At 59.1% G+C, this 19,780-nt stretch carries 18 protein-coding genes; all 18 read left to right on the top strand.

What is annotated here, in order from left to right; translation table 11 throughout:
• Window positions 1-271: 271 nt before the first annotated feature.
• The 18 genes from ABJO61_RS04210 to lpxB all read left to right on the top strand — a co-directional run bounded on the left by ABJO61_RS04210 (window position 272) and on the right by lpxB (window position 19,753).
• A complete protein-coding gene (locus ABJO61_RS04210) occupies window positions 272-727 on the top strand; it encodes a DUF411 domain-containing protein (RefSeq protein ID WP_348325780.1) in 456 nt (151 codons plus the stop codon).
• 157 nt (window positions 728-884) lie between these two features.
• The gene (locus ABJO61_RS04205; RefSeq protein ID WP_293331077.1) at window positions 885-1,019 is read left to right on the top strand and encodes a hypothetical protein; all 135 of its coding nucleotides are present in this window, start codon (window positions 885-887) and stop codon (window positions 1,017-1,019) included.
• Window positions 1,020-1,125: 106 nt separating this feature from the next.
• Window positions 1,126-4,545 (top strand): DNA polymerase III subunit alpha, encoded by a 3,420-nt coding sequence (gene dnaE / locus ABJO61_RS04200; RefSeq protein WP_348325778.1) that lies wholly within the window; start codon window positions 1,126-1,128, stop codon window positions 4,543-4,545.
• Between the two features lie 232 nt (window positions 4,546-4,777).
• Complete coding sequence (gene rpsB, locus ABJO61_RS04195; protein WP_348325776.1) at window positions 4,778-5,545, top strand: 30S ribosomal protein S2; 768 nt, start codon at window positions 4,778-4,780, stop codon at window positions 5,543-5,545.
• A gap of 96 nt (window positions 5,546-5,641) precedes the next feature.
• Window positions 5,642-6,565 carry a translation elongation factor Ts gene (gene tsf, locus ABJO61_RS04190; protein ID WP_348325772.1) on the top strand — a complete coding sequence of 308 codons (924 nt, stop codon included), beginning with the start codon at window positions 5,642-5,644 and terminating at the stop codon, window positions 6,563-6,565.
• 128 nt (window positions 6,566-6,693) lie between these two features.
• Window positions 6,694-7,419, top strand: coding sequence for a UMP kinase (pyrH, locus tag ABJO61_RS04185; protein ID WP_348325770.1), 726 nt, complete (start codon window positions 6,694-6,696; stop codon window positions 7,417-7,419).
• Between the two features lie 26 nt (window positions 7,420-7,445).
• Window positions 7,446-8,009, top strand: a complete 564-nt coding sequence (gene frr, locus ABJO61_RS04180; RefSeq protein WP_348325768.1) for a ribosome recycling factor — start codon at window positions 7,446-7,448, stop codon at window positions 8,007-8,009.
• Window positions 8,010-8,062: 53 nt separating this feature from the next.
• Window positions 8,063-8,818 carry an isoprenyl transferase gene (locus ABJO61_RS04175; RefSeq protein WP_348325766.1) on the top strand — a complete coding sequence of 252 codons (756 nt, stop codon included), beginning with the start codon at window positions 8,063-8,065 and terminating at the stop codon, window positions 8,816-8,818.
• Between the two features lie 6 nt (window positions 8,819-8,824).
• Entirely contained in the window at window positions 8,825-9,688 is an 864-nt protein-coding gene (locus ABJO61_RS04170) for a phosphatidate cytidylyltransferase (protein WP_348325765.1), read from the top strand.
• Window positions 9,679-10,902, top strand: a complete 1,224-nt coding sequence (locus ABJO61_RS04165; protein WP_348325763.1) for a 1-deoxy-D-xylulose-5-phosphate reductoisomerase — start codon at window positions 9,679-9,681, stop codon at window positions 10,900-10,902. The genes ABJO61_RS04170 and ABJO61_RS04165 overlap by 10 nt, the downstream gene beginning before the upstream one ends.
• Before the next feature lie 128 nt (window positions 10,903-11,030).
• On the top strand, window positions 11,031-12,200 hold the full coding sequence (gene rseP / locus ABJO61_RS04160) for an RIP metalloprotease RseP (RefSeq protein ID WP_348325786.1): 1,170 nt from the start codon (window positions 11,031-11,033) through the stop codon (window positions 12,198-12,200).
• An 89-nt stretch (window positions 12,201-12,289) separates the two neighbouring features.
• Entirely contained in the window at window positions 12,290-14,632 is a 2,343-nt protein-coding gene (gene bamA, locus ABJO61_RS04155) for an outer membrane protein assembly factor BamA (RefSeq protein ID WP_348325761.1), read from the top strand.
• A gap of 52 nt (window positions 14,633-14,684) precedes the next feature.
• Window positions 14,685-15,287 carry an OmpH family outer membrane protein gene (locus tag ABJO61_RS04150; protein ID WP_348325759.1) on the top strand — a complete coding sequence of 201 codons (603 nt, stop codon included), beginning with the start codon at window positions 14,685-14,687 and terminating at the stop codon, window positions 15,285-15,287.
• 47 nt (window positions 15,288-15,334) lie between these two features.
• Complete coding sequence (gene lpxD / locus ABJO61_RS04145) at window positions 15,335-16,396, top strand: UDP-3-O-(3-hydroxymyristoyl)glucosamine N-acyltransferase (RefSeq protein WP_348325757.1); 1,062 nt, start codon at window positions 15,335-15,337, stop codon at window positions 16,394-16,396.
• 34 nt (window positions 16,397-16,430) lie between these two features.
• Window positions 16,431-16,907: a 3-hydroxyacyl-ACP dehydratase FabZ gene (gene fabZ, locus ABJO61_RS04140; RefSeq protein WP_348325755.1), complete on the top strand. Its 477-nt coding sequence runs from the start codon at window positions 16,431-16,433 to the stop codon at window positions 16,905-16,907.
• A complete protein-coding gene (lpxA, locus tag ABJO61_RS04135; RefSeq protein ID WP_348325753.1) occupies window positions 16,904-17,704 on the top strand; it encodes an acyl-ACP--UDP-N-acetylglucosamine O-acyltransferase in 801 nt (266 codons plus the stop codon). Before fabZ ends, lpxA begins: the two co-directional genes overlap by 4 nt.
• Window positions 17,652-18,590 (top strand): UDP-2,3-diacylglucosamine diphosphatase LpxI, encoded by a 939-nt coding sequence (gene lpxI, locus ABJO61_RS04130; RefSeq protein ID WP_348325751.1) that lies wholly within the window; start codon window positions 17,652-17,654, stop codon window positions 18,588-18,590. The genes lpxA and lpxI overlap by 53 nt, the downstream gene beginning before the upstream one ends.
• Window positions 18,587-19,753, top strand: a complete 1,167-nt coding sequence (lpxB, locus tag ABJO61_RS04125) for a lipid-A-disaccharide synthase (RefSeq protein ID WP_348325749.1) — start codon at window positions 18,587-18,589, stop codon at window positions 19,751-19,753. Before lpxI ends, lpxB begins: the two co-directional genes overlap by 4 nt.
• The last annotated feature ends 27 nt before the right edge of the window (window positions 19,754-19,780 follow it).

The raw sequence follows: 19,780 nt of genomic DNA, 5'->3' as shown, positions 1-19,780 counted from the left end.
GCCGGATCGAGCGCCCTTCGCCACGTAGGCGGGCAATCTCGCACCGGTCTTCCAGAGTGAACTGCTTGTATTTGTGCCCCATCGCAACACCTTAAGCCCAAGCTGGTGTTGCACTTCGTTTGTGAACTCAGGGGGTCCATGGACGGTGCGGCAGGTGGCGTCGCGCCCGCTCTCCATCTGGACAACCCTCTGGATTTTCAGGGGAGGAGGGGCAGGCCTTGAGCCTCCCCCTACTGGAAGGTCTATCCTCCCGCTCAAACAGGAGGCTTTCATGACCCGCATCACCCGCCGCTCTTTTGTCCTCTCGTCCTTTGCCGCCGCCGCGCTGGTTGTCACGGGCCTCCCGGCATATGCCGCGTCCGAGATCCTTGAGGTCTACAAGACCCCCTGGTGCGGCTGCTGCACCGCCTGGGTCGATCATATGCGCGAGGCAGGCTTCGCCGTCCGCGTCACGGAGATGGAAGACCTCACCCCTCTCAAAGCCCGCCACGGCGTCTCGGCGGAGCTTGCTTCCTGCCACACGGCCCTCATCGGCGGCTATGTCGTGGAGGGCCATGTGCCCGCCTCGGATGTCGCGCGTCTCCTGAAGGAGAGGCCGGAAGCCACAGGCCTCGCCGTGCCGGGAATGCCGGTCGGCTCGCCCGGCATGGAAATGGGCGATGAAAGGGACTCCTACGAAGTCGTCCTCTTCGGCCCGGCAGGCAGCGAAGCCTTCTCCCGCTACTGAAAGCACCCCAGATACGTCACCCCCGGGTTTGACCCCGGGGATCCAGGAGCGACGCGCTCCGGCAGCAGACCAAAAACTTATCCCCAGCCCGCTTGACAAAAGAGAACAAAAGAGAAACATTAGCTATCGGAACATTTAGTGAACAAAGGAGAGGCAAATGCGCGGGCTGATGAAAACGGTAAGCAATTCGGGCGATGGCTGGTTGCAGGACGTGGCGGCGCTTCTCTCCGTCGGTGCCTTCATCTATGTCGCGGCCACCTGGGTCACTATCGCCGAGGCCCTTGTCGGCTGACGGCGCTAGGGGGCGATTGAAAGTTCTCCACAAGTTTGATGGCCCGGAAGGGCCGCGGGGCGGCCTCTGCGGATGACTCCGCGTCCCTGCCGCCCGACAATGGGTCATGGCCGACTCGATGCCCCAGTTCATTCATCTCCGTCTCCACTCCGCCTACTCGCTGCTTGAGGGCGCGATCCGCATCAAGGATCTGCCCAAGCTCTGCAAGGCGGAGGGCATGCCGGCGCTTGCCCTGACCGACAAGGCAAACCTCTTCGGGGCGCTCGAATTTTCGGAAGTCATGGCAGGGGCGGGCGTTCAGCCCATCACCGGCTGCACCATCCCCGTCCGCCTCGATGCCCCGGAGGAGCCCTCGCGCGGCCCTGCGCGCCGTGAGCCCTCGGGGTCGCTCGTCTTTCTGGTGAAGGACGAGCAGGGTTACGAAAACCTGATGAAGCTTTCCAGCAAGGCTTTTCTGGAGCCGGAGGCGGGCGAACCGGCTCAGGTGCCGCTGGAGCGCGTGGCGGAATATGGCGCGGGCCTCATCTGCCTCACCGGCGGGCCGGACGGCATCGTCAATCGCCTCCTTGTGCAGGGCCAGAAGGATGCGGCGGAAGCGCTCCTTCTGAAGCTCAGGGACATCTTCGGCGACCGCCTCTATGTCGAGCTTCAGCGTCACGACATGGAAGATGAGCGCGCCGCCGAGGGCCCCCTCATCGAGTTCGCCTACAAGCATGGCCTGCCGCTTGTCGCGACGAACGAGCCCTTCTTTACGAAGGAAGACGAATATGAGGCGCATGACGCGCTTATCTGCATCGCGGATGGCGCCTATGTCGTGCAGGGAGACCGCCGCCGCCTCACGCCGCAGCACCGCTTCAAGTCCCAGGCCGAAATGCTCGCGCTTTTTTCCGACTTGCCGGAAGCGACGGAGAACACGATCGAGATTGCGCGCCGTTGTGCCTATCGTCCGCGCACCCGCAAGCCCATCCTGCCGAAATTCGCCGCCGGCACCTCCGAGGCGGACGAGCTTCGCCGTCAGGCCCATGAAGGTCTGACCGCGCGCCTCGCCGAACAAGAGGGCGTGGCCCCGGAGGAAGAATACCGTCAGCGCCTCGACTTCGAGCTCGACGTCATCATCAAGATGGACTTCCCGGGCTACTTCCTCATCGTTGCGGACTTCATCAAATGGGCGAAGGCGCAGGATATTCCGGTGGGGCCGGGCCGTGGCTCGGGTGCGGGCTCGGTCGTTGCGTGGTCGCTCACCATCACCGACCTCGATCCGCTCCGCTTCGGCCTTCTGTTCGAGCGCTTCCTGAACCCCGAGCGCGTGTCGATGCCTGACTTCGATATCGACTTCTGTCAGGACCGCCGCGATGAGGTGATCCGCTATGTGCAGAACCGCTATGGCTATGAGCAGGTCGCGCAGATCATCACCTTCGGCAAGTTGCAGGCGCGCGCCGTGCTGCGCGATGTCGGCCGCGTGCTCCAGATGCCTTACGGACAGGTCGACCGTCTCTGCAAGATGGTGCCGAACAATCCGGCCAGTCCCGTCACCCTGCGTCAGGCCATCGACGGCGAGCCGCGCCTGCAGGAAGAGCAGCGCAACGACGAGACGGTAGCGAAACTTCTCGAAATCGGCGGCCGCCTTGAAGGGCTCTACCGCCATGCCTCGACCCATGCCGCGGGCGTCGTCATCGGCGACCGTCCGCTGGACGAGCTGGTGCCGCTCTATCGCGATCCGCGCTCCGACATGCCCGTCACCCAGTTCAACATGAAATGGGTCGAGCCTGCGGGGCTCGTGAAGTTCGACTTTCTGGGCCTGAAGACGCTCACGGTTCTCGACCGCGCGGTCAAGCTCATCGCCCGGCGCGATGTAAAGATCGACCTGCTGCATCTGCCGCTTCAGGACGAGAAGACCTTCGAGATGCTGGGGCGCGGTGAAACCGTCGGCGTCTTCCAGCTTGAAAGTTCGGGCATGCGCGATGTGCTGCGCAAGCTGGAGGCGGACCGCTTCGAGGACATTATCGCTCTCGTCGCCCTCTACCGTCCGGGCCCGATGGACAACATCCCTTCCTATGTCCGCCGCAAGCACGGGCAGGAGGCGCCCGATTATCTGCACCCGCTGCTCGAACCCGTCCTGAAGGAGACGCACGGCGTCATCATCTATCAGGAGCAGGTGATGCAGATCGCGCAGATCCTCTCGGGATATTCGCTCGGCGAAGCCGACCTTCTGCGCCGTGCGATGGGCAAGAAGATCAAGGCCGAAATGGAAGCGCAGAAAGAGCGTTTCGTCACCGGCGCGGTTGCCAAGGGTATCGACAAGACCCATGCCGCCAACATCTTCGAGCTGGTCGACAAGTTCGCGGGCTATGGTTTCAACAAGTCGCACGCCGCCGCCTATGCGCTCGTCGCCTATCAGACGGCATGGCTGAAGGCCAACCACCCGGTCGAGTTCCTGGCCGCCTCCATGAGCCTCGACCTCGGCAATACCGACAAGCTCGGCATCTTCAAGCAGGAAGCCGAGCGCCTCGGCATCAAGGTGTCGCCGCCTTGCGTCAATCGCTCCGAGGCGCTTTTCGGCGTCGACAATGGCGAGATCCTCTATGCGCTCTCCGCCATCAAGAATGTCGGCCGTCAGGCGATGGAGCATCTGGTTGAGGAACGCCGTGCAAATGGCCCGTTCCGCGACCTTTTTGACTTTGCGAGCCGTATCAGTCCGCGCCTTGTCAACAAGCGCACCTTTGAAAATCTGGCGCGGGCAGGGGCCTTCGATGCGCTGAACCCGAACCGGGCGCAGGTGCTTGCCTCCGCCGATCTTCTGCTCGGTACCGCCAATGCCGCCGCGCAGGAGCGCGAGAGCCAGCAGGACAGCCTCTTCGGCGGTGACAGCGGCGTCGTGGCCGCGCAGCCCGCGCTTCCCAATGTCGATGCCTGGTATCCGATGCAGCGTCTGACGGAAGAGTTCAACGCCGTCGGCTTCTATCTTTCGGGTCATCCGCTGGATGACTACCGTACGGACCTCCAGCGCGCGGGCGTCGTCACCTATGCCGAGCTGCTCGCGCGCGGCAACAAGGCGGAGCTGATCGCGGGCACCGTCACCGCGCGTCAGGAGCGCAAATCGAAGAAGGGCAATCCCTTCGCCTTCCTCGGCCTTTCCGATCCGACGGGCCAGTTCGAACTCGTGGTCTTTTCCGAGATACTGAACAGCGCCCGTCAGCTCATGGAGCCGGGCAATGCCGTGGTTCTTGGCGTCGAGATCGAGCGTACCGGCGACGAGGTGAAGCTCCGTGCCCAGTCTGTCCGCAGCGTCGACGATGTGGTCAAGAATACCGGCGCGGGCCTCAAGGTCTTCCTGGAGGAGACGAACAGTCTCGAAGCGGTGAAATCTCGTCTCTCGGAGAAGGGCAAGGGACTCGTCTCGCTTGTCCTCATGTGCGACGGGGGCAGGGAGGTCGAGCTCCTTCTCAAGGACCGCTACAAGGTCACGCCGCAGATCCGCGGCGCCATCAAATCGGTTCCCGGCGTGGTCGAGGTTCGCGATATTTGACGGTTTGATGACGTTATGATGACAGTCGGCCCGGTTTGTCCCCGGTTCGGCATCTAACAGCCTGTTTTGCTTGCGTTATTGCGGTTTTGAGCCTATAGAGACGCCATTCCACACGCGGGGTTCGGCTCTCCCATCTTCCTTTCTGTAGGAAAAACATAGGGTTAGTCGGTCCGGTGCGACATCTGTCGTTCACTCCCCGCGGAGGTTCAACCGGAAAAAGGAGCAAAGTGCGATGGCACTTCCCGAATTCTCTATGCGTCAGCTGCTGGAAGCAGGCGTCCACTTCGGTCACCAGACTCACCGCTGGAATCCGAAGATGGAATCGTTCCTCTTTGGCGACCGAAACAATATTCATATCATAGACTTGGCGCAGACTGTTCCGCTTCTGCATCAAGCTCTCGTCACCGTCCGCGACGCCGTCGCCGGTGGTGGCCGTGTGCTTTTCGTTGGCACCAAGCGCCAGGCTTCCGAGCCCGTCGCGGCAGCCGCCCGCCAGTGCGCGCAGTACTACATCAACCACCGCTGGCTCGGTGGCATGCTGACCAACTGGAAGACGATTTCGAACTCGATCCGTCGCCTCCGTCAGCTCGATGAAATGCTCGCCGGTGAAGCTAAGGGCTTGACCAAGAAGGAAATTCTGAACCTGACCCGCGAGCGCGACAAGCTTGAGCGCGCCATCGGCGGTATCAAGGACATGGGTGGCCTTCCCGATCTCATCTTCGTGATCGACACCAACAAGGAAGAGATCGCGATCCAGGAAGCCCGCAAGCTCGGCATTCCCGTCGTCGCCATTCTCGACTCCAACTCGAACCCGGATGGCATCGCCTATCCGATTCCGGGTAACGACGATGCGGCCCGCGCCATAAGCCTTTATTGCGACTTGGTTTCTCGCGCTGTGATCGATGGCATTTCGCAGAGCCAGATCGGCTCCGGCGTCGATGTCGGCGCTGCAGCCGAGCCCGTCGCGGAAGAAGTTCCGGCGGCGGCGGAAGCCCAGTAATACGCCTTTTCGGATTGGGCCCGGCTCCGGCCGGGCCCTTACAGGCCTTCAAGTCCCTGGCATCGCGTGCCGGGGCGACAGACAATCGAGGACACAATGGCTGACATCACCGCGAGCATGGTGAAGGAACTGCGCGACAAGACCGGCGCAGGCATGATGGACTGCAAGTCCGCGCTCAATGAATCCGGCGGCGACATGGAAGCGGCGATCGACTGGCTGCGCACCAAGGGTCTCGCCAAAGCCGCCAAGAAGGCGGGTCGCGTAGCGGCTGAAGGCCTTATCGGCGTGATTGCGAACGGCACTGCCGGCGCGGTGGTGGAAGTGAACTCCGAAACCGACTTCGTCGCCCGCAATGAACAGTTCCAGAAGATGGTGAGCGACATCGCGGCCATCGCCCTGGCGAATGACGGCGATTTCGACAAGCTCGTGGCTGCCGAGTTTCCGGGCACCTCGAAGTCCGTGCAGGACCATGTGACGGAAATGGTCGGCACCATCGGCGAGAACATGAACGTCCGCCGTGCTGGCTATATCTCGGTTTCAGAAGGCGTCGTTTCCGCCTATGTGCACAACCAGGTCGTGCCGGGCCTCGGCAAGATCGGCGTGCTTGTCGGCCTCGAGTCGAGCGGCGACAAGACGAAGCTTGCCGAGCTGGGCCGTCAGATCGCCATGCATATTGCCGCGACCAACCCCCTTGCCACCCGCAAGGAGGAGATGGACCAGTCCGTGGTCGATCGCGAGCGCAATGTCCTCATCGCCGAGGCGAAGGAATCCGGGCGCCCGGACAACATCATCGAGAAGATGGTCGAAGGCCGTATCCGCAAGTTTTATGAGGAGGTCGTCCTCCTGTCGCAGGCTTTCGTGGTTGACCCCGACAATACCGTCGAGAAGGCCGTGAAGGCTGCGGAACCCGATATTGGCGCCCCGGTCACCGTGGTCGGCTTCGTCCGCTTCGCGCTGGGCGAAGGCATCGAGAAAGAAGAGTCCGACTTCGCAGCTGAAGTGGCGGCTGCGCGCGGTTAACGCGGTCTCCTCTGTTGAATTGACGCCCCCTTCGCCAGATGGTGTCGGGGGCGTTATTGTCTCTATTACATGCCGGGATTCGCCCCGGCTCGATTACCATGACTGGCTGTTGCCACGGAACGAATGCCATGCCGAAAAAACCGCTCTATGCCCGCGTTCTTTTGAAGGTCTCGGGTGAAGCTCTGATGGGGTCCGGCCAGTACGGGATCGACATCGATACCGTCGACCGCATTGCGCGTGACATAAAGCAGGCCATGGATGCCGGCGCGCAGGTTTGCCTGGTGATAGGCGGCGGGAATATCTTTCGTGGTCTCTCCGGTGCGGCAAAGGGGATGGAGCGGGCCAGCGCCGACTATATGGGCATGCTGGCAACCGTGATGAATGCGCTTGCCATGCAGACAGCGCTTGAGGCGATCGGGGTGCCGACCCGCGTACAGTCAGCGATCCCGATGATGACGGTTTGCGAGCCTTATATTCGCCGCCGCGCGGTCCGCCATATGGAAAAGGGGCGCGTGGTGATTTTCGCGGCGGGCACAGGCAACCCCTTCTTCACGACGGACACCGCCGCAGCGCTTCGCGCCGTTGAAATGAGCTGCGATGCCCTGCTCAAGGGAACGCAGGTGGACGGCGTCTATTCCGCTGATCCGCATAAGGTCGCGGATGCCGAGCGTTATGAAAAGCTCACTTACATGGATGTGTTGTCACGCGACCTTAAGGTGATGGATGCATCGGCTATCGCGCTCGCTCGCGAGAATGGCATTCCGATCATCGTTTATTCGATCGACGAACCCGGTGGCTTCGCCGATGTTCTGACCGGCGCCGGACGCTGCACGGTCATATCGGACGTCGCCTGAGGCGATAAGGAAAAGAAGGACAGGAAATGGCAGACGACAGTTTCGACATCGACGATACCGAACGCCGGATGCGTGGGGCGCTGCAATCGCTGAAACAGGAATTCGGAGGCCTGCGCACGGGGCGTGCTTCGGCAAGCCTGCTCGATCCTATCGTCGTGGAAGCCTATGGTCAGACCATGCCGCTCAACCAGGTCGGCACCGTCGGTGTACCCGAACCGCGCATGCTGACGGTCCAAGTCTGGGATAAGGGCATGGTTTCCGCCGTTGAGAAAGCCATTCGGAACTCTGGCCTCGGTCTCAACCCGAATGTTGATGGTACGCTGCTGCGCTTGCCGATCCCGGAGCTCAATCAGGAGCGCCGCACGGAGCTGACAAAGATTGCGTCGAAATATACTGAACAGGCCAGGATCGCTGTGCGCAACGTTCGCCGCGACGCCATGGATGAACTGAAGCGCCTCGAAAAAGACTCACACATGAGTCAAGACGATCACAAGGCATGGGCCGAGAAGGTGCAAAAGTTGACTGACAAGGTCATCGGTGAGATCGATGCAGCGCTAGCCCATAAGGAAGCGGAAATCATGCAGGTGTAAGCTGGCGGATCGCTACTCCGGCTCACTGCATTTCAGGAAAGTTACGAAAGACGATGACCCTCTCTTCCGGCCAGACAATGAGCGATGCTGTGCCGGGACACCCCCCACGGCATGTCGCCATTATCATGGACGGCAACGGACGCTGGGCGGCAAGGCGGCATCTGCCGCGAGCAGCAGGCCATCGTCAGGGCGTCGAAGCGGTGCGGGTCATCGTTCGGGCGGCGGGCGAGCTCGGTATCGAGTATTTGACGCTCTATGGCTTCAGTTCGGAAAACTGGAAGCGGCCTGCCGAAGAGGTCAACGACCTCATGGGGTTGCTCCGCCTCTATATCCGGCGAGATCTGGCGGAGCTCCATCAAAACGGGGTGCGTATTCGCATTATCGGGGATCGGGCGCATCTTGAGGCCGATATCATAGCGCTCATCGAAGAAGCTGAAACGCTCACCCGGAACAACACGAAACTTCAGCTTGTCATCGCATTCAACTATGGCGGGCATAATGAGATCACCTCGGCCGTTCGAAAGATCGCAAATGAGGTGAAGGAGGGGCGGATAGATCCCGACGAAATCAGCCCCCAGACCATAGCCCGCTTTTTGGACACTGCCGGTGTACCCGACCCGGATCTCATCATCAGGACGAGCGGTGAAAAGCGATTGTCCAATTTCCTGATCTGGCAAAGCGCCTATTCCGAACTGGTCTTTTCCGAAGCGCTCTGGCCCGATTTCACGCCGGAGCGCCTGCGCGAAGCGGTCGCCGAATATGATCGGCGCGAACGCCGCTTCGGCGGCCGATCCGAAGCCGGAGAGTGAGGAGATATGGCGGAGTTGCGAGATGCCGATACGAGTGCAAGCTCTGGGCCGAGGGCGGGGGATCTTGGTGCACGTGTTGTCTCCGCGCTTGTGCTCGCGCCGGTAGCCCTTGCCGCCGTTTGGTTTGGTGGCTGGGTTTTTGCGCTGTTGCTGGCTATCGCAGCGGTCCTGATGTCAGTGGAATCGGCGCGACTGCTATTCGGCACGGACAGTCCCCTTGCCGCTGCCCCGCTCGCGGCAATGGCTCTTCTCGCCATCGTTCTTGCTACCATGGGGTTACCTGCCGCTGCAGTCGCATTGGCCGCGGCAGGCATGGCTTTTTCGCTGGCAGCCCGAAGCTGGAAGGCGGAGCCTTTGTGGCCCGCGTTCATTGCCTATCCTTACGTGATTTTACCCCTCGTTGCATTGATCTGGCTACGCGGTGATGAGGCTTATGGCCTCGCTGCCATTTTATGGCTGCTGACTATGGTTTGGGCCGTGGACATCTTTGCCTATTTCGCTGGCCGTTTCATCGGAGGACCAAAGCTGGCGCCTCGTATATCGCCGAAAAAGACATGGGCGGGGCTCATCGGCGGTATGGTCGGCGCAGTCATTGTGTCTGTGGGGTTTTCACTCTGGCTGGGTACAGGGACGCCTATACTTCTCGCAATTGTGGCTTTGGGGCTGACAATCATCGAACAGGCGGGGGATTTCGCTGAATCGGCCATGAAGCGGAGGGCTGGTGTGAAGGATTCCGGGGCGCTGATCCCGGGGCATGGCGGTATATTGGATCGCGTCGACGGGTTAATCGCGGTGGTGCTTGGGGCTGCGCTGCTCAGCCTGGTCCACAACGCTGCTCATCCAGCGGCTGGAGTGCTGATTTGGCCCTGACCCTGGAAGTGCGGAAAGACGAGACCGGCATTGCCGTTCCTTCGGATGGCGTGAGAACGGTGACGGTACTCGGCTCCACCGGGTCGATTGGCTGTTCGACGCTAGACCTCATTGCGCGCGACCGTCATCGCTTCGATCTTGTTGCCCTGACCGCCCATCGTAATGTCCAGAGCCTGATCGAACAGGCAATGCGGCTCAGGCCCCGTGTAGCCGTTATCGCCGACGAGAACCACTATGCGGCTTTGAAGGCTGGGCTGGCGGGCAGTGGTATAGAAGTGGCAGCAGGCGCGGAGGCCGTGATCGATGCAGCCCGGCGTCCGGCGGACTGGGTAATGGCCGGTATCGTTGGCGCCGCCGGCTTGGCGCCAACCTTGGCCGCGGTGCGACGCGGCGCATGCGTGGCGCTTGCCAACAAGGAGTGTCTCGTCTCTGCCGGTCCGCTATTTCTTGCTGAGGTCGAAAAGGCCGGGGCGACACTGCTTCCAGTAGACTCCGAGCACAATGCCATTTTTCAGGTTCTGGAACAGAACCGTCTGGGCGCCGTCGACAAGATCATTCTGACCGCTTCCGGTGGGCCGTTCCGCACATGGACCCTGGAGGAAATGGCGAGCGCGACACCAGCACAGGCGGTGGCTCATCCCCGTTGGGAGATGGGAGCAAAAATATCCGTCGATTCCGCTACATTGATGAACAAGGGTCTCGAACTCATAGAGGCTCATTATCTGTTTCCTGTTGGCGAACCGCGGCTAGACGTCATTATTCATCCGGAATCGATCATCCACAGCATGGTCGCCTATGTAGACGGCTCGGTTCTCGCTCAGCTTGGCTCTCCCGACATGCGTACCCCGATTTCTTATGCGTTGGCATGGCCGGAAAGAATGAAGACGCCAGCCGAACGCCTGGACCTCGCGCAAATTGCGCAGTTAACCTTCCAAAGTCCTGATATAGAAAGATTTCCGGCTCTCGGCCTCGCTCGTGAAGCTCTTTGTGCGGGAGCCGCCGCACCGACGGTGCTGAATGCTGCCAACGAAGTGGCTGTTGCCGCCTTTCTTGCCGGAAAGATAGGTTTTCTGGACGTCGCGGCGGCTTCGCAAGCGGTGCTGGAAAACGCGGAAGGGGCTAACCACCTCCCGGCAGACCTCGAGGAGGTCTATGAAATCGACCGAATTGCGCGGATTCGCGCAGAGGAATGGGTGCAAAATCGCTCTCGGTGACGTAGGCTGTGGCCCGTCTGCGCTCGGGCAGCCGGGGTCCCGCCGGAGCGCTTTGGCAATGGGGGAAGGGTATCGAAGCCTAGGCAGCGGCGATGCCTCTTTATGTGTGGGATAACAGCTTGAACGCGATGGATTTGCTTACGGGTATCGGTGGCTTCGGAGAATCGCTCTGGGGTTACCTCATTCCCTTTCTGTTTGTGTTGACGGTCGTGGTCTTCTTTCACGAGCTCGGTCACTTCACGGTGGCGCGATGGTGCGGTGTGAAGGTCGATGTCTTCTCGATCGGCTTCGGACGGGAAATTTTCGGCTGGAACGACAAGCACGGCACGCGCTGGAAACTGAGTTGGATACCTCTTGGCGGGTACGTGAAATTCGCGGGCGACGAGAACGCAGCCAGCGTCCCGGACAGGCAGCGCCTCGCTGACATCCCCCAAGATGAGCGGACCGGTCTTTTTCACTTTAAACCACTGCCGCAGCGGGCTGCCGTTGTGGCGGCAGGGCCGGTGGCGAACTTCATCCTTGCAATCGTCATCTTTGCTGGAATTTTCACTTTCGTTGGCCGGACCATCGCGACTCCCGTGGCCGATGAGGTCAATCCGGGAAGCGCAGCGGCCGAAGCGGGTTTCGTATCGGGCGACCGTATTGCCGCAATTGACGGGTCCCCGATATCGAGCTTCGAAGAAATGCAGCGCGTCGTTTCTACGAGCGGCGGAGAAGAGCTTGCCTTTGAAGTGGTGCGCGGTGACCAGCGTGTTACGCTTCGTGCGACACCTCAGGTGCAAGAGATAACCGACCGCTTTGGCAATGTTCACCGCATCCCGATGCTCGGCATTGTACGGAAGATCGACAGCGAGAATGTCGAAATCGTGCGCAGCAATCCGGTAGCTGCGGTGTGGCTGGGAACCAAGGAAACCTGGTTTGTCACCGAACGCACCCTGAGTTACATCGGCGGCATTTTCACTGGCACTGAAGACGCCGACCAGCTTGGCGGCCCGCTCCGTATTGCGCAGGTCTCCGGTCAGGTGGCGACCATCGGTTTCACTGCCCTTGTCGGTATGGTCGCGATGCTTTCAGTCAGTATCGGCCTTTTGAACCTCTTCCCTGTGCCGATGCTTGATGGAGGCCATTTGCTGTATTATGCGGTGGAGGCCGTCCGCGGAAAGCCCATGGGCGAGCAGGCGCAGGAGTACGGTTTCAGAATTGGTCTGGCGCTGGTCATGATGTTGATGGTTTTCGCCACCTGGAACGACTTGGTTCACCTTCAGGTCTTTTCGTTCCTGAGTGGTTTGTTCAGTTAATCGTCGGCTGCGGAGAGTTTCGCATCGGCATGGAATAGTTCGCGCGTTTGAATAATGGCGTCGCGCGACGTGAGAGATTAGGGGACGGAATGGGGCAGCAAGCCGCTTGGATGACCGTTGTGGCGCGTGTCTGTGATTTCTCACGGGCGCTCACTCTCGCTTGGGCTCTTGTCGTGGCATCCTTCGCGGGGGCTGGTTATGCATCGCAAGCTGTGGCACAGGATCAGCTTGTCGTGACGGAAGTTGCCGTGAAGGGCAATCAGCGCATCGAAGCCGGAACGGTCCGCTCTTATACGCTGATCAAGCCAGGGAGTTTCTATAGCCCCGAACTCGCCGACCAGTCGCTGAAACAGCTTTTCGGCACAGGTCTTTTTGCCGACATAACTATGCGCCTCGAAGGGACGAAGCTTGTCGTTTCGGTGGTTGAAAATCCGATCATTAATCGTGTGGCTTTCGAAGGAAACAGCGCGATCAAGGAGGAGGATTTGCAGAACGAGGTGCAACTGCAGCCTCGGGTAATCTATACGCGTGCGAAGGTTCAGTCCGACGTCAGCAGAATGGTCGAGCTTTATCGCCGGGGTGGCCGCTTTTCCGCGACGATCGAACCGAAAGTGATTCAGCTGCCGCAGAATCGCGTGGATCTTGTTTACGAGATTAGCGAAGGACCAAAGACGAAGATCGCGTCGATCAATTTTATCGGGAATAAGGAATTCAGCGACAGCGCACTGCGCGAGGTCATTTCCACGGGAGAGTCCGCGTGGTGGAAATTCCTTTCCTCTTCCGACAGTTACGATCCCGATCGGCTGACTTATGACCGTGAACTTCTGCGCCGCTATTATCTGCAGCGGGGTTACGCGGACTTCCGCGTTGTATCTGCTGTTGCCGATCTCAGTCGCGATGACTCAGCGTTTCACATCACCTTTACGGTTGATGAAGGGGATATCTACCAGTTCGGAGATATCAGGGTTGTCACCGAGCTCGACAAGCTCAATCAGGAAGAACTTGAAGCGTTGCTGTTGCCCGAAAAAGGCGACACTTACAATGCGGGGTTGATCGACGAGACGATCGATGAACTGACCTACGCTGCAGGCACGCAAGGCTACGCGTTTGCTGAAGTGCGTCCGCGTATCAAGCGCCGCAAGGATGAGCGCGTGATCGATCTCACCTTCCAGATTACGGAAGGGCCGCGGGTATATGTCGAGCGGATCAACATTACCGGCAATTCGCGGACGCTGGATAAGGTTATTCGCCGGCAGATGCGGATGTCAGAAGGCGACGCATTCAACAAGGTGTTGCTCGACAAATCCGAGAAGAACATTCGCGCGCTCCAGTATTTCACCAAGGTTGACGTCACGCAGAGCCCCGGCTCGGCACCCGACAAGACAGTCATTGGGGTCGATGTTCAGGAGCAGTCAACCGGCTCTCTCTCGCTCAGCGCCGGCTTCTCGACGCTCGACAATGCCGTGGCCGGTATTCAGCTGTCTGAACGCAATTTCCTCGGACGCGGCTTGCAGCTCAGTACCGCACTTTCGATTTCGAAGCGGCGGCAGTTGATCGAATTTCACTATACCGATCCATACTTCCTGGATCGTGATCTTGTGGGCGGTATCGATCTCTTTGGCAGTGAAACGGATTATCAGGACGAGTCTTCTTTCAACTCCCGGTCGCAGGGTTTCGGTTTGCGTTTTGGCTTCCCGCTCTCCGAGAAAAGTCGGCTGCTGACTCGTTATCAGTTCAGGTTTGATGAGATTTTTGACGTCCACCCGTTCGCCTCAAACGTGGTCAAAGCCGCCGAAGGCCAAGAATATCGTTCAATCATTGGTTACGATTATTACTATGACAATCGGAATGATCCAGTCGATCCGACGGGCGGCTGGGACGTACTGGTCACGCAGAATTTTGCTGGTTTGGGTGGCACGGTAAGCTACATCTCGAACGAGTTGCTTGCTCACTACTACTATCCTCTGTCAGATGATTTTCTGACCAGTTGGCGTTTCGATGGTGGGTATGTTCATGGAATTGGAGATGACGTCCCGCTGAACGACCACTTTTTCAAGGGCGGCAACACAATCCGTGGTTTCGCGAGAGGTGGCGTCGGCCCACGCGACCTTTCATCCGTCAACGAGGATGCCGTTGGTGCTTTGGCCTATGTCTTTGGTACGGCCGAACTTTCATTCCCGAATGGATTGCCGGAAGCTCTCGGCATCAAGACTTCGGTCTTTGCCGACGGTGGCTATATCGGTTTGTCGGACTACGACGACACCATATACACAGGTGTCGTCGACGGCTTTGCACCGCGAGCATCCGTTGGGTTGAGCCTCTACTGGCAATCGCCTTTCGGGCCGATCCGGCTCGACTTTGCCCAGGTTCTGCTGGATGAGCCTTATGACGAACAAGAGGCTTTCCGGTTTAGCGCGGGTACATCGTTCTAGTCGCCGTTCGGGGGATGGCGGTTCAAACAAAAGATCAGAGGGACGTTCGGAAATGAAGTTTATGTTGATTGTCAGGCACGTTGCCGTAGTGTTGGGGCTTACGTTAGGTGCTTATCTGCCGCTGATGGCAGCGCCCGCCATGGCCGTTGGTCCTGCGGTTGTGCTCATAGTCGACACGGAAGCTGTCTTTGCTCAGTCGAAAGTTGGACAGAACATTCGTGTTCAGTTTGAGGAACAGGCCAAGAAGCTTCGTGCCGAAGGCAAGAAGACGGATGATGCCCTTCAGGCCGATGCGAAGAAACTCACCGAAGAGCGCGCCTTGCTTTCTCAAGACGACCTGAAGAGAAAGGTGCAGGATCTGCAGAAGCGTGAGGCTGAATTCCAGCAGTCGATGCAGCAGAAGAGCCAAGCGCTTCAGTTTGGCCTGCAGCGGGCGAATGCGAAAGTAGAAGCCGCTCTGCGGCCGATTTTTGCCGAAGTGCTCAAGGAAAAGGGTGGCACCATCCTTTTCGACCAGTCTGTAGTGCTTGCGGGCGGTGCGGATCTCGATATCTCGGCGGAAGTTCTTAAGCGGTTGAATGAGCGAATGACCACTATTGAGGTCAAGCCGGTGACACCTGCTGAATTGCAAGCGGAGCAGAAGGCCGCCCAGTAATCGCCCCGGAAGGCGAGTGTGCATACCGCCACCGAGATACAACGGTCATGACGGACGAACGCTTTTTTGTGGCAAGAGAAGCCATGTCGCTCGGTGAGATTGCTCGGCGTATAGGAGCTATCCTTGCCGAGGGCGTGGACGGAGAACGTACCCTCGACGGGGTCGCTCCGCTCGACGCAGCCGGACCTCGCGATCTCAGCTTTCTGGATAATCCGAAATATGCGAACGCCTTTGAAACAACGCAGGCGGGCGCGTGTATTGTCCACCCGCGGTTTGCCGAGAGGGCGCCTCCGGGGGTGGCTCTTTTGCTATCTGAGCAGCCCTACCGCGCCTATGCGGTTGCCGCGCAGCTTTTCTATCCAGAAGAAGCGACCGGCAGCGATACTTACGGCGAAAAAGGGAGTGTACATCCCGGCGCCACGGTGCATCCGACAGCCAGGCTCGGGGACGGAGTTACGGTCGAGCCAGGCGCGGTGATTGGTGCGGGGGTTGAGGTCGGCCAAGCGACGGTTATTGGTGCGAATGCCTCCGTCTCGAAAGGGTGCACGATTGGCAAGAACTGCTTTATCGGCCCCAACACGACGATAAGCCATGCGCATGTCGGTGACCGTGTAATACTCCATCCCGGTGTTCGGGTCGGACAGGATGGGTTCGGTTTTGCGATGGGCTTGCCGCGACATGAAAAGGTGCCGCAACTCGGGCGTGTCATCATCCAGGACGATGTCGAGATTGGCGCAAACTCAACCATTGATCGCGGGGCGGGGCCCGATACGGTGATCGGGGAGGGCACCAAGATTGATAATCTGGTTCAGATCGGCCACAACGTCGAGATTGGCCGGGGGTGCATTGTGGTTTCTCTGACCGGCATTTCGGGGAGCGCTAAACTTGGTGATTTCGTCGTGTTGGCGGCTCAGGTAGGGGTGGCTGGTCACCTGACGATTAATTCCGGTGCACAGATCGCCGCAAGAGGCGCGGTGCTGCATGATGTTCCTGCTGGACAGCAGTATGGTGGTGTTCCGGCCAGGCCCGTCGCGGAATGGCGTCGCGAGGTGGTTGAAGTGCGCAAACTGGGGCGCCGAAAAAAGCAGACGGGGAGCCCTGACGAATGAATGGTGGGTCAAGCAGTCTTGGAAGGAAGATGGAATGAGCGAGGCTGAGGTATCGGAAGCACTCGGCACGGCCGATATTGGCAGGGTTCTGGAGCTCCTTCCCCATCGTTATCCCATGCTGATGATAGATCGGATCATCGACATGAAGGGCGATGAGTCCGCAACCGGCATCAAGAATGTGACCAACAACGAACCTTTTTTCCAAGGCCATTTTCCGGGCCATCCGGTCATGCCTGGCGTCCTCATTGTAGAGGCAATGGCGCAGACAGCCGGAGCGCTTGTTATCAATCATCTGGGTACGTCGGGAAGCAATCAGCTCGTCTACTTCATGACGGTAGACCGCGCGCGATTCCGTAAGCCGGTAGTTCCGGGCGATGTGCTTCATGTGCACGTCACCAAGCTTCAGAGCAGGGGCACTGTCTGGAAATATCACGGCGAGGGGCGGGTCGATGGAAAGGTTGTCGCGGAATGCGATCTCGGCGCAATGATCGCAGGCGCTTCCGAAAAATGACAGGGGTTCATCCGACAGCGATTGTCGATCCAAAGGCGCAATTGGCTCCCGGCGTAAAAGTCGGTCCCTTTTGCGTCGTGGGACCCCATGTCGTCATTCATGAAGATGTGGTTCTGCATTCACATGTCGTTGTGGAGGGGCGGACCAGCATTGGTGCGCGAACACAAATTTACCCGTTCGCTTCAATTGGGCATCAGCCTCAAGACCTGAAGTACAAGGGTGAGCCGAGCACGCTGGAGATTGGCACGGATAATCTCGTCCGCGAGCACGTGACAATGAATCCCGGCACCGAAGGTGGCGGTATGGTGACGCGTGTGGGCAATCATTGCGCGTTCCTTGCGGCGTCACATGTCGGTCATGACTCGATCATTGGCGACCATGTCGTATTTTCCAACAATGTCATGTTGGCGGGACACTGCAAGATCGATGATTATGTGATCTTTGGCGGGGGCGCTGCATTGCATCAGTTTGGCCGTGTTGGCAAACACGCATTCGTCGGCGGCATGAGCGCCGTTGAGAATGATGTCATCCCTTATGGATTGGTTGTCGGCAACCGTGCGTATCTTATGGGGCTGAATCTGGTGGGATTGAAGCGCCGGGGCTTTTCGCGCGAACAGATGCTGTCTATGCGTGAGGCTTACAACCTTATGTTCTCGAGTGAAGGTACGTTGCGCGAACGTGTTGCATTGGCCGCAGAAAAATTCGCTGACAAGTCGGAAGTCATGGAAATCGTCGACTTCATTCGTGCAGAAGCAGACCGGGCGATCTGCATGCCGCGGCCCGATCGTGCGGCTTGACCTCAGGTTGATGGGCAAAGCCGCAAATTTCCGTAAACTTGGCATAGCCGCAGGCAGCGGCCCGTTGCCCGTCGCGATTGCGAAGGCGGCAACAGATGAAGGCCGCGAAGTCTTTATCGTGGGAATTGAAGGCGCGGCCAGCGCGGATATCGAAGCCTTCCCTCATGCTTGGGTACGCATAGGTGCGTTAGGCGAGTTTCTTCGTCTGCTAAAACGTGAGGGTTGCGAAGACATTGTTCTGATAGGTGGCATCAAACGCCCGGACCTGAGCAAGCTCGGACTTGATATGACGGCCATGAAGATCCTGCCAAGACTGGCGGGCTGGATGAAGGAAGGCGATGATGGGCTCCTGCGCGGACTCTCGCAGTTCCTTGAAAAGGACCATGGCTTCAGACTCGTCGGTGCACATGAGATTGCGGCAAGCTTACTCGCCCCCGAAGGTATACTCACATCGGTTTCACCTTCACCGCAGGATGAAAATGATATTGATATCGCTGCACGCGCTGCACTGGCAATCGGCGCTCTCGATATAGGACAAGGAGCGATCGCCTGTCGGGGGATTGTGCTGGCGCTCGAAGCCGTCGAGGGCACGGATGCCATGCTGGCGCGTGTTGCCGGTCTGCCGAACAACATTCGCGGCAGCGAAACAAAGCGCCAGGGTGTTTTGGTCAAGCTGTCAAAGCCGGGACAGGAGCGCCGCGTAGATATGCCTACCATAGGTGTTGAAACCGTGGAGCGAGCGGCTGTCGCCGGGCTTGCCGGTATTGCCGTGGAGGCGGGTGGCACCTTGATTGCCGATATCGAATCGGTGGCGCGCGCCGCTAATGCGAAGGGGCTTTTCGTGACAGGCCTTTCGCGCAAACGCTTTGAGCAGACAAACACTTGAACGACGCAGCACAACAAAGCCGTCATGTCATGCTCGTCGCCGGCGAGACATCGGGCGATACGCTTGGCGGCGAACTGATGGCGGCGATGAAGGAAATTTCCACCTGGCCCCTGGTGTTTTCAGGTGTGGGCGGTGAGGCAATGGAAAGGCAAGGACTGACCTCGATATTCCCCATGACGGACATCGCCGTGATGGGGCCACGCGAAATTATTCCGCGCCTGCCGCTCATTTTTCGCCGAATCAGGGAGACTGTTCACCATGCGGTCGCTGCCGAGCCGGATATAGTAGTCGTCATCGACAGCCCGGAATTCACTCACATGGTTGCGAAGCGGATTGCGCGGCGCGCGCCCAATATTCCGATCGTGGACTATGTGTTGCCGAGTGTCTGGGCCTGGCGGCAGGGGCGTGCCAGAGCGATGAAGAAATATATTCGCCGCGTACTGGCCTTGTTGCCATTTGAACCGGCGTTCTTGCGTTCGGTTGGTGTGGACTGCGTCTACGTTGGACATCCCGCAATACACCGCGTTCCCGAATCTGGATCTGGAAAACAGTTTCGGGAGGAACATGGAATTGGGGCTGATCAGCCTCTTCTGCTTGTTCTTCCGGGTAGCCGCGTAAACGAGGTGAAGCATCTTCTTCAGATTTTCGGAGACGTGGTGAAGACGTTGGCTAAGGAGATGCCCGACCTGCGCATTGTCCTGCCAACCGTTCCTCACTTGCGCGAGGTTGTCGAAAAGGCCGTTCATTCATGGCCCACTGATGTGTTGCTCGTGAGCGACGAACAACAAAAACGGGCTGCCTTCGATGCCGCAACAGCGGCACTTGCCGCGTCTGGCACTGTCGCCCTGGAACTTGGTCTTGCACGGGTGCCAATGGTGGTTGCTTATCGCGCAGAGGCGCTGGTCGGTTGGTTCGCCCTCAACGTGCTGAAGATTCCTTCGGTGGTTCTTGTAAACCTCATTCTGGACCGCCCGTCGGTGCGAGAGTATTTGCATAATCGGTGTACCCCGAAAGAATTACTTGAGGGGCTGAGGCCGCTCATGACGGATACGCCGGAGCGCACCCGTGCGTTGGCGGATTTCGACGAAATGCGTGTCCGCATGGGCATCGGAGGTGAGCCGCCGAGCCGAAGAGCAGCGAAAGCGGTACTCGAACTTCTTTGAATGGAAATGAAAAGGGCGCCCGATTGG

The sequence above is a fragment of the Parvibaculum sp. genome (assembly GCF_039973015.1).
Classification (GTDB): domain Bacteria; phylum Pseudomonadota; class Alphaproteobacteria; order Parvibaculales; family Parvibaculaceae; genus Parvibaculum.
This window is presented reverse-complemented; position numbering and strand designations above follow the sequence as displayed.

Bases quoted from the DNA above. Each gene is read 5' to 3' on its own strand.
- ABJO61_RS04210 (WP_348325780.1), top strand. From the start codon at position 272: ATGACCCGCATCACCCGCCGCTCTTTTGTCCTCTCGTCCTTTGCCGCC.
- ABJO61_RS04205 (WP_293331077.1), top strand. From the start codon at position 885: ATGCGCGGGCTGATGAAAACGGTAAGCAATTCGGGCGATGGCTGGTTG.
- dnaE (WP_348325778.1), top strand. From the start codon at position 1,126: ATGGCCGACTCGATGCCCCAGTTCATTCATCTCCGTCTCCACTCCGCC.
- rpsB (WP_348325776.1), top strand. From the start codon at position 4,778: ATGGCACTTCCCGAATTCTCTATGCGTCAGCTGCTGGAAGCAGGCGTC.
- tsf (WP_348325772.1), top strand. From the start codon at position 5,642: ATGGCTGACATCACCGCGAGCATGGTGAAGGAACTGCGCGACAAGACC.
- pyrH (WP_348325770.1), top strand. From the start codon at position 6,694: ATGCCGAAAAAACCGCTCTATGCCCGCGTTCTTTTGAAGGTCTCGGGT.
- frr (WP_348325768.1), top strand. From the start codon at position 7,446: ATGGCAGACGACAGTTTCGACATCGACGATACCGAACGCCGGATGCGT.
- ABJO61_RS04175 (WP_348325766.1), top strand. From the start codon at position 8,063: ATGACCCTCTCTTCCGGCCAGACAATGAGCGATGCTGTGCCGGGACAC.
- ABJO61_RS04170 (WP_348325765.1), top strand. From the start codon at position 8,825: ATGGCGGAGTTGCGAGATGCCGATACGAGTGCAAGCTCTGGGCCGAGG.
- rseP (WP_348325786.1), top strand. From the start codon at position 11,031: ATGGATTTGCTTACGGGTATCGGTGGCTTCGGAGAATCGCTCTGGGGT.
- bamA (WP_348325761.1), top strand. From the start codon at position 12,290: ATGGGGCAGCAAGCCGCTTGGATGACCGTTGTGGCGCGTGTCTGTGAT.
- ABJO61_RS04150 (WP_348325759.1), top strand. From the start codon at position 14,685: ATGAAGTTTATGTTGATTGTCAGGCACGTTGCCGTAGTGTTGGGGCTT.
- lpxD (WP_348325757.1), top strand. From the start codon at position 15,335: ATGACGGACGAACGCTTTTTTGTGGCAAGAGAAGCCATGTCGCTCGGT.
- fabZ (WP_348325755.1), top strand. From the start codon at position 16,431: ATGAGCGAGGCTGAGGTATCGGAAGCACTCGGCACGGCCGATATTGGC.
- lpxA (WP_348325753.1), top strand. From the start codon at position 16,904: ATGACAGGGGTTCATCCGACAGCGATTGTCGATCCAAAGGCGCAATTG.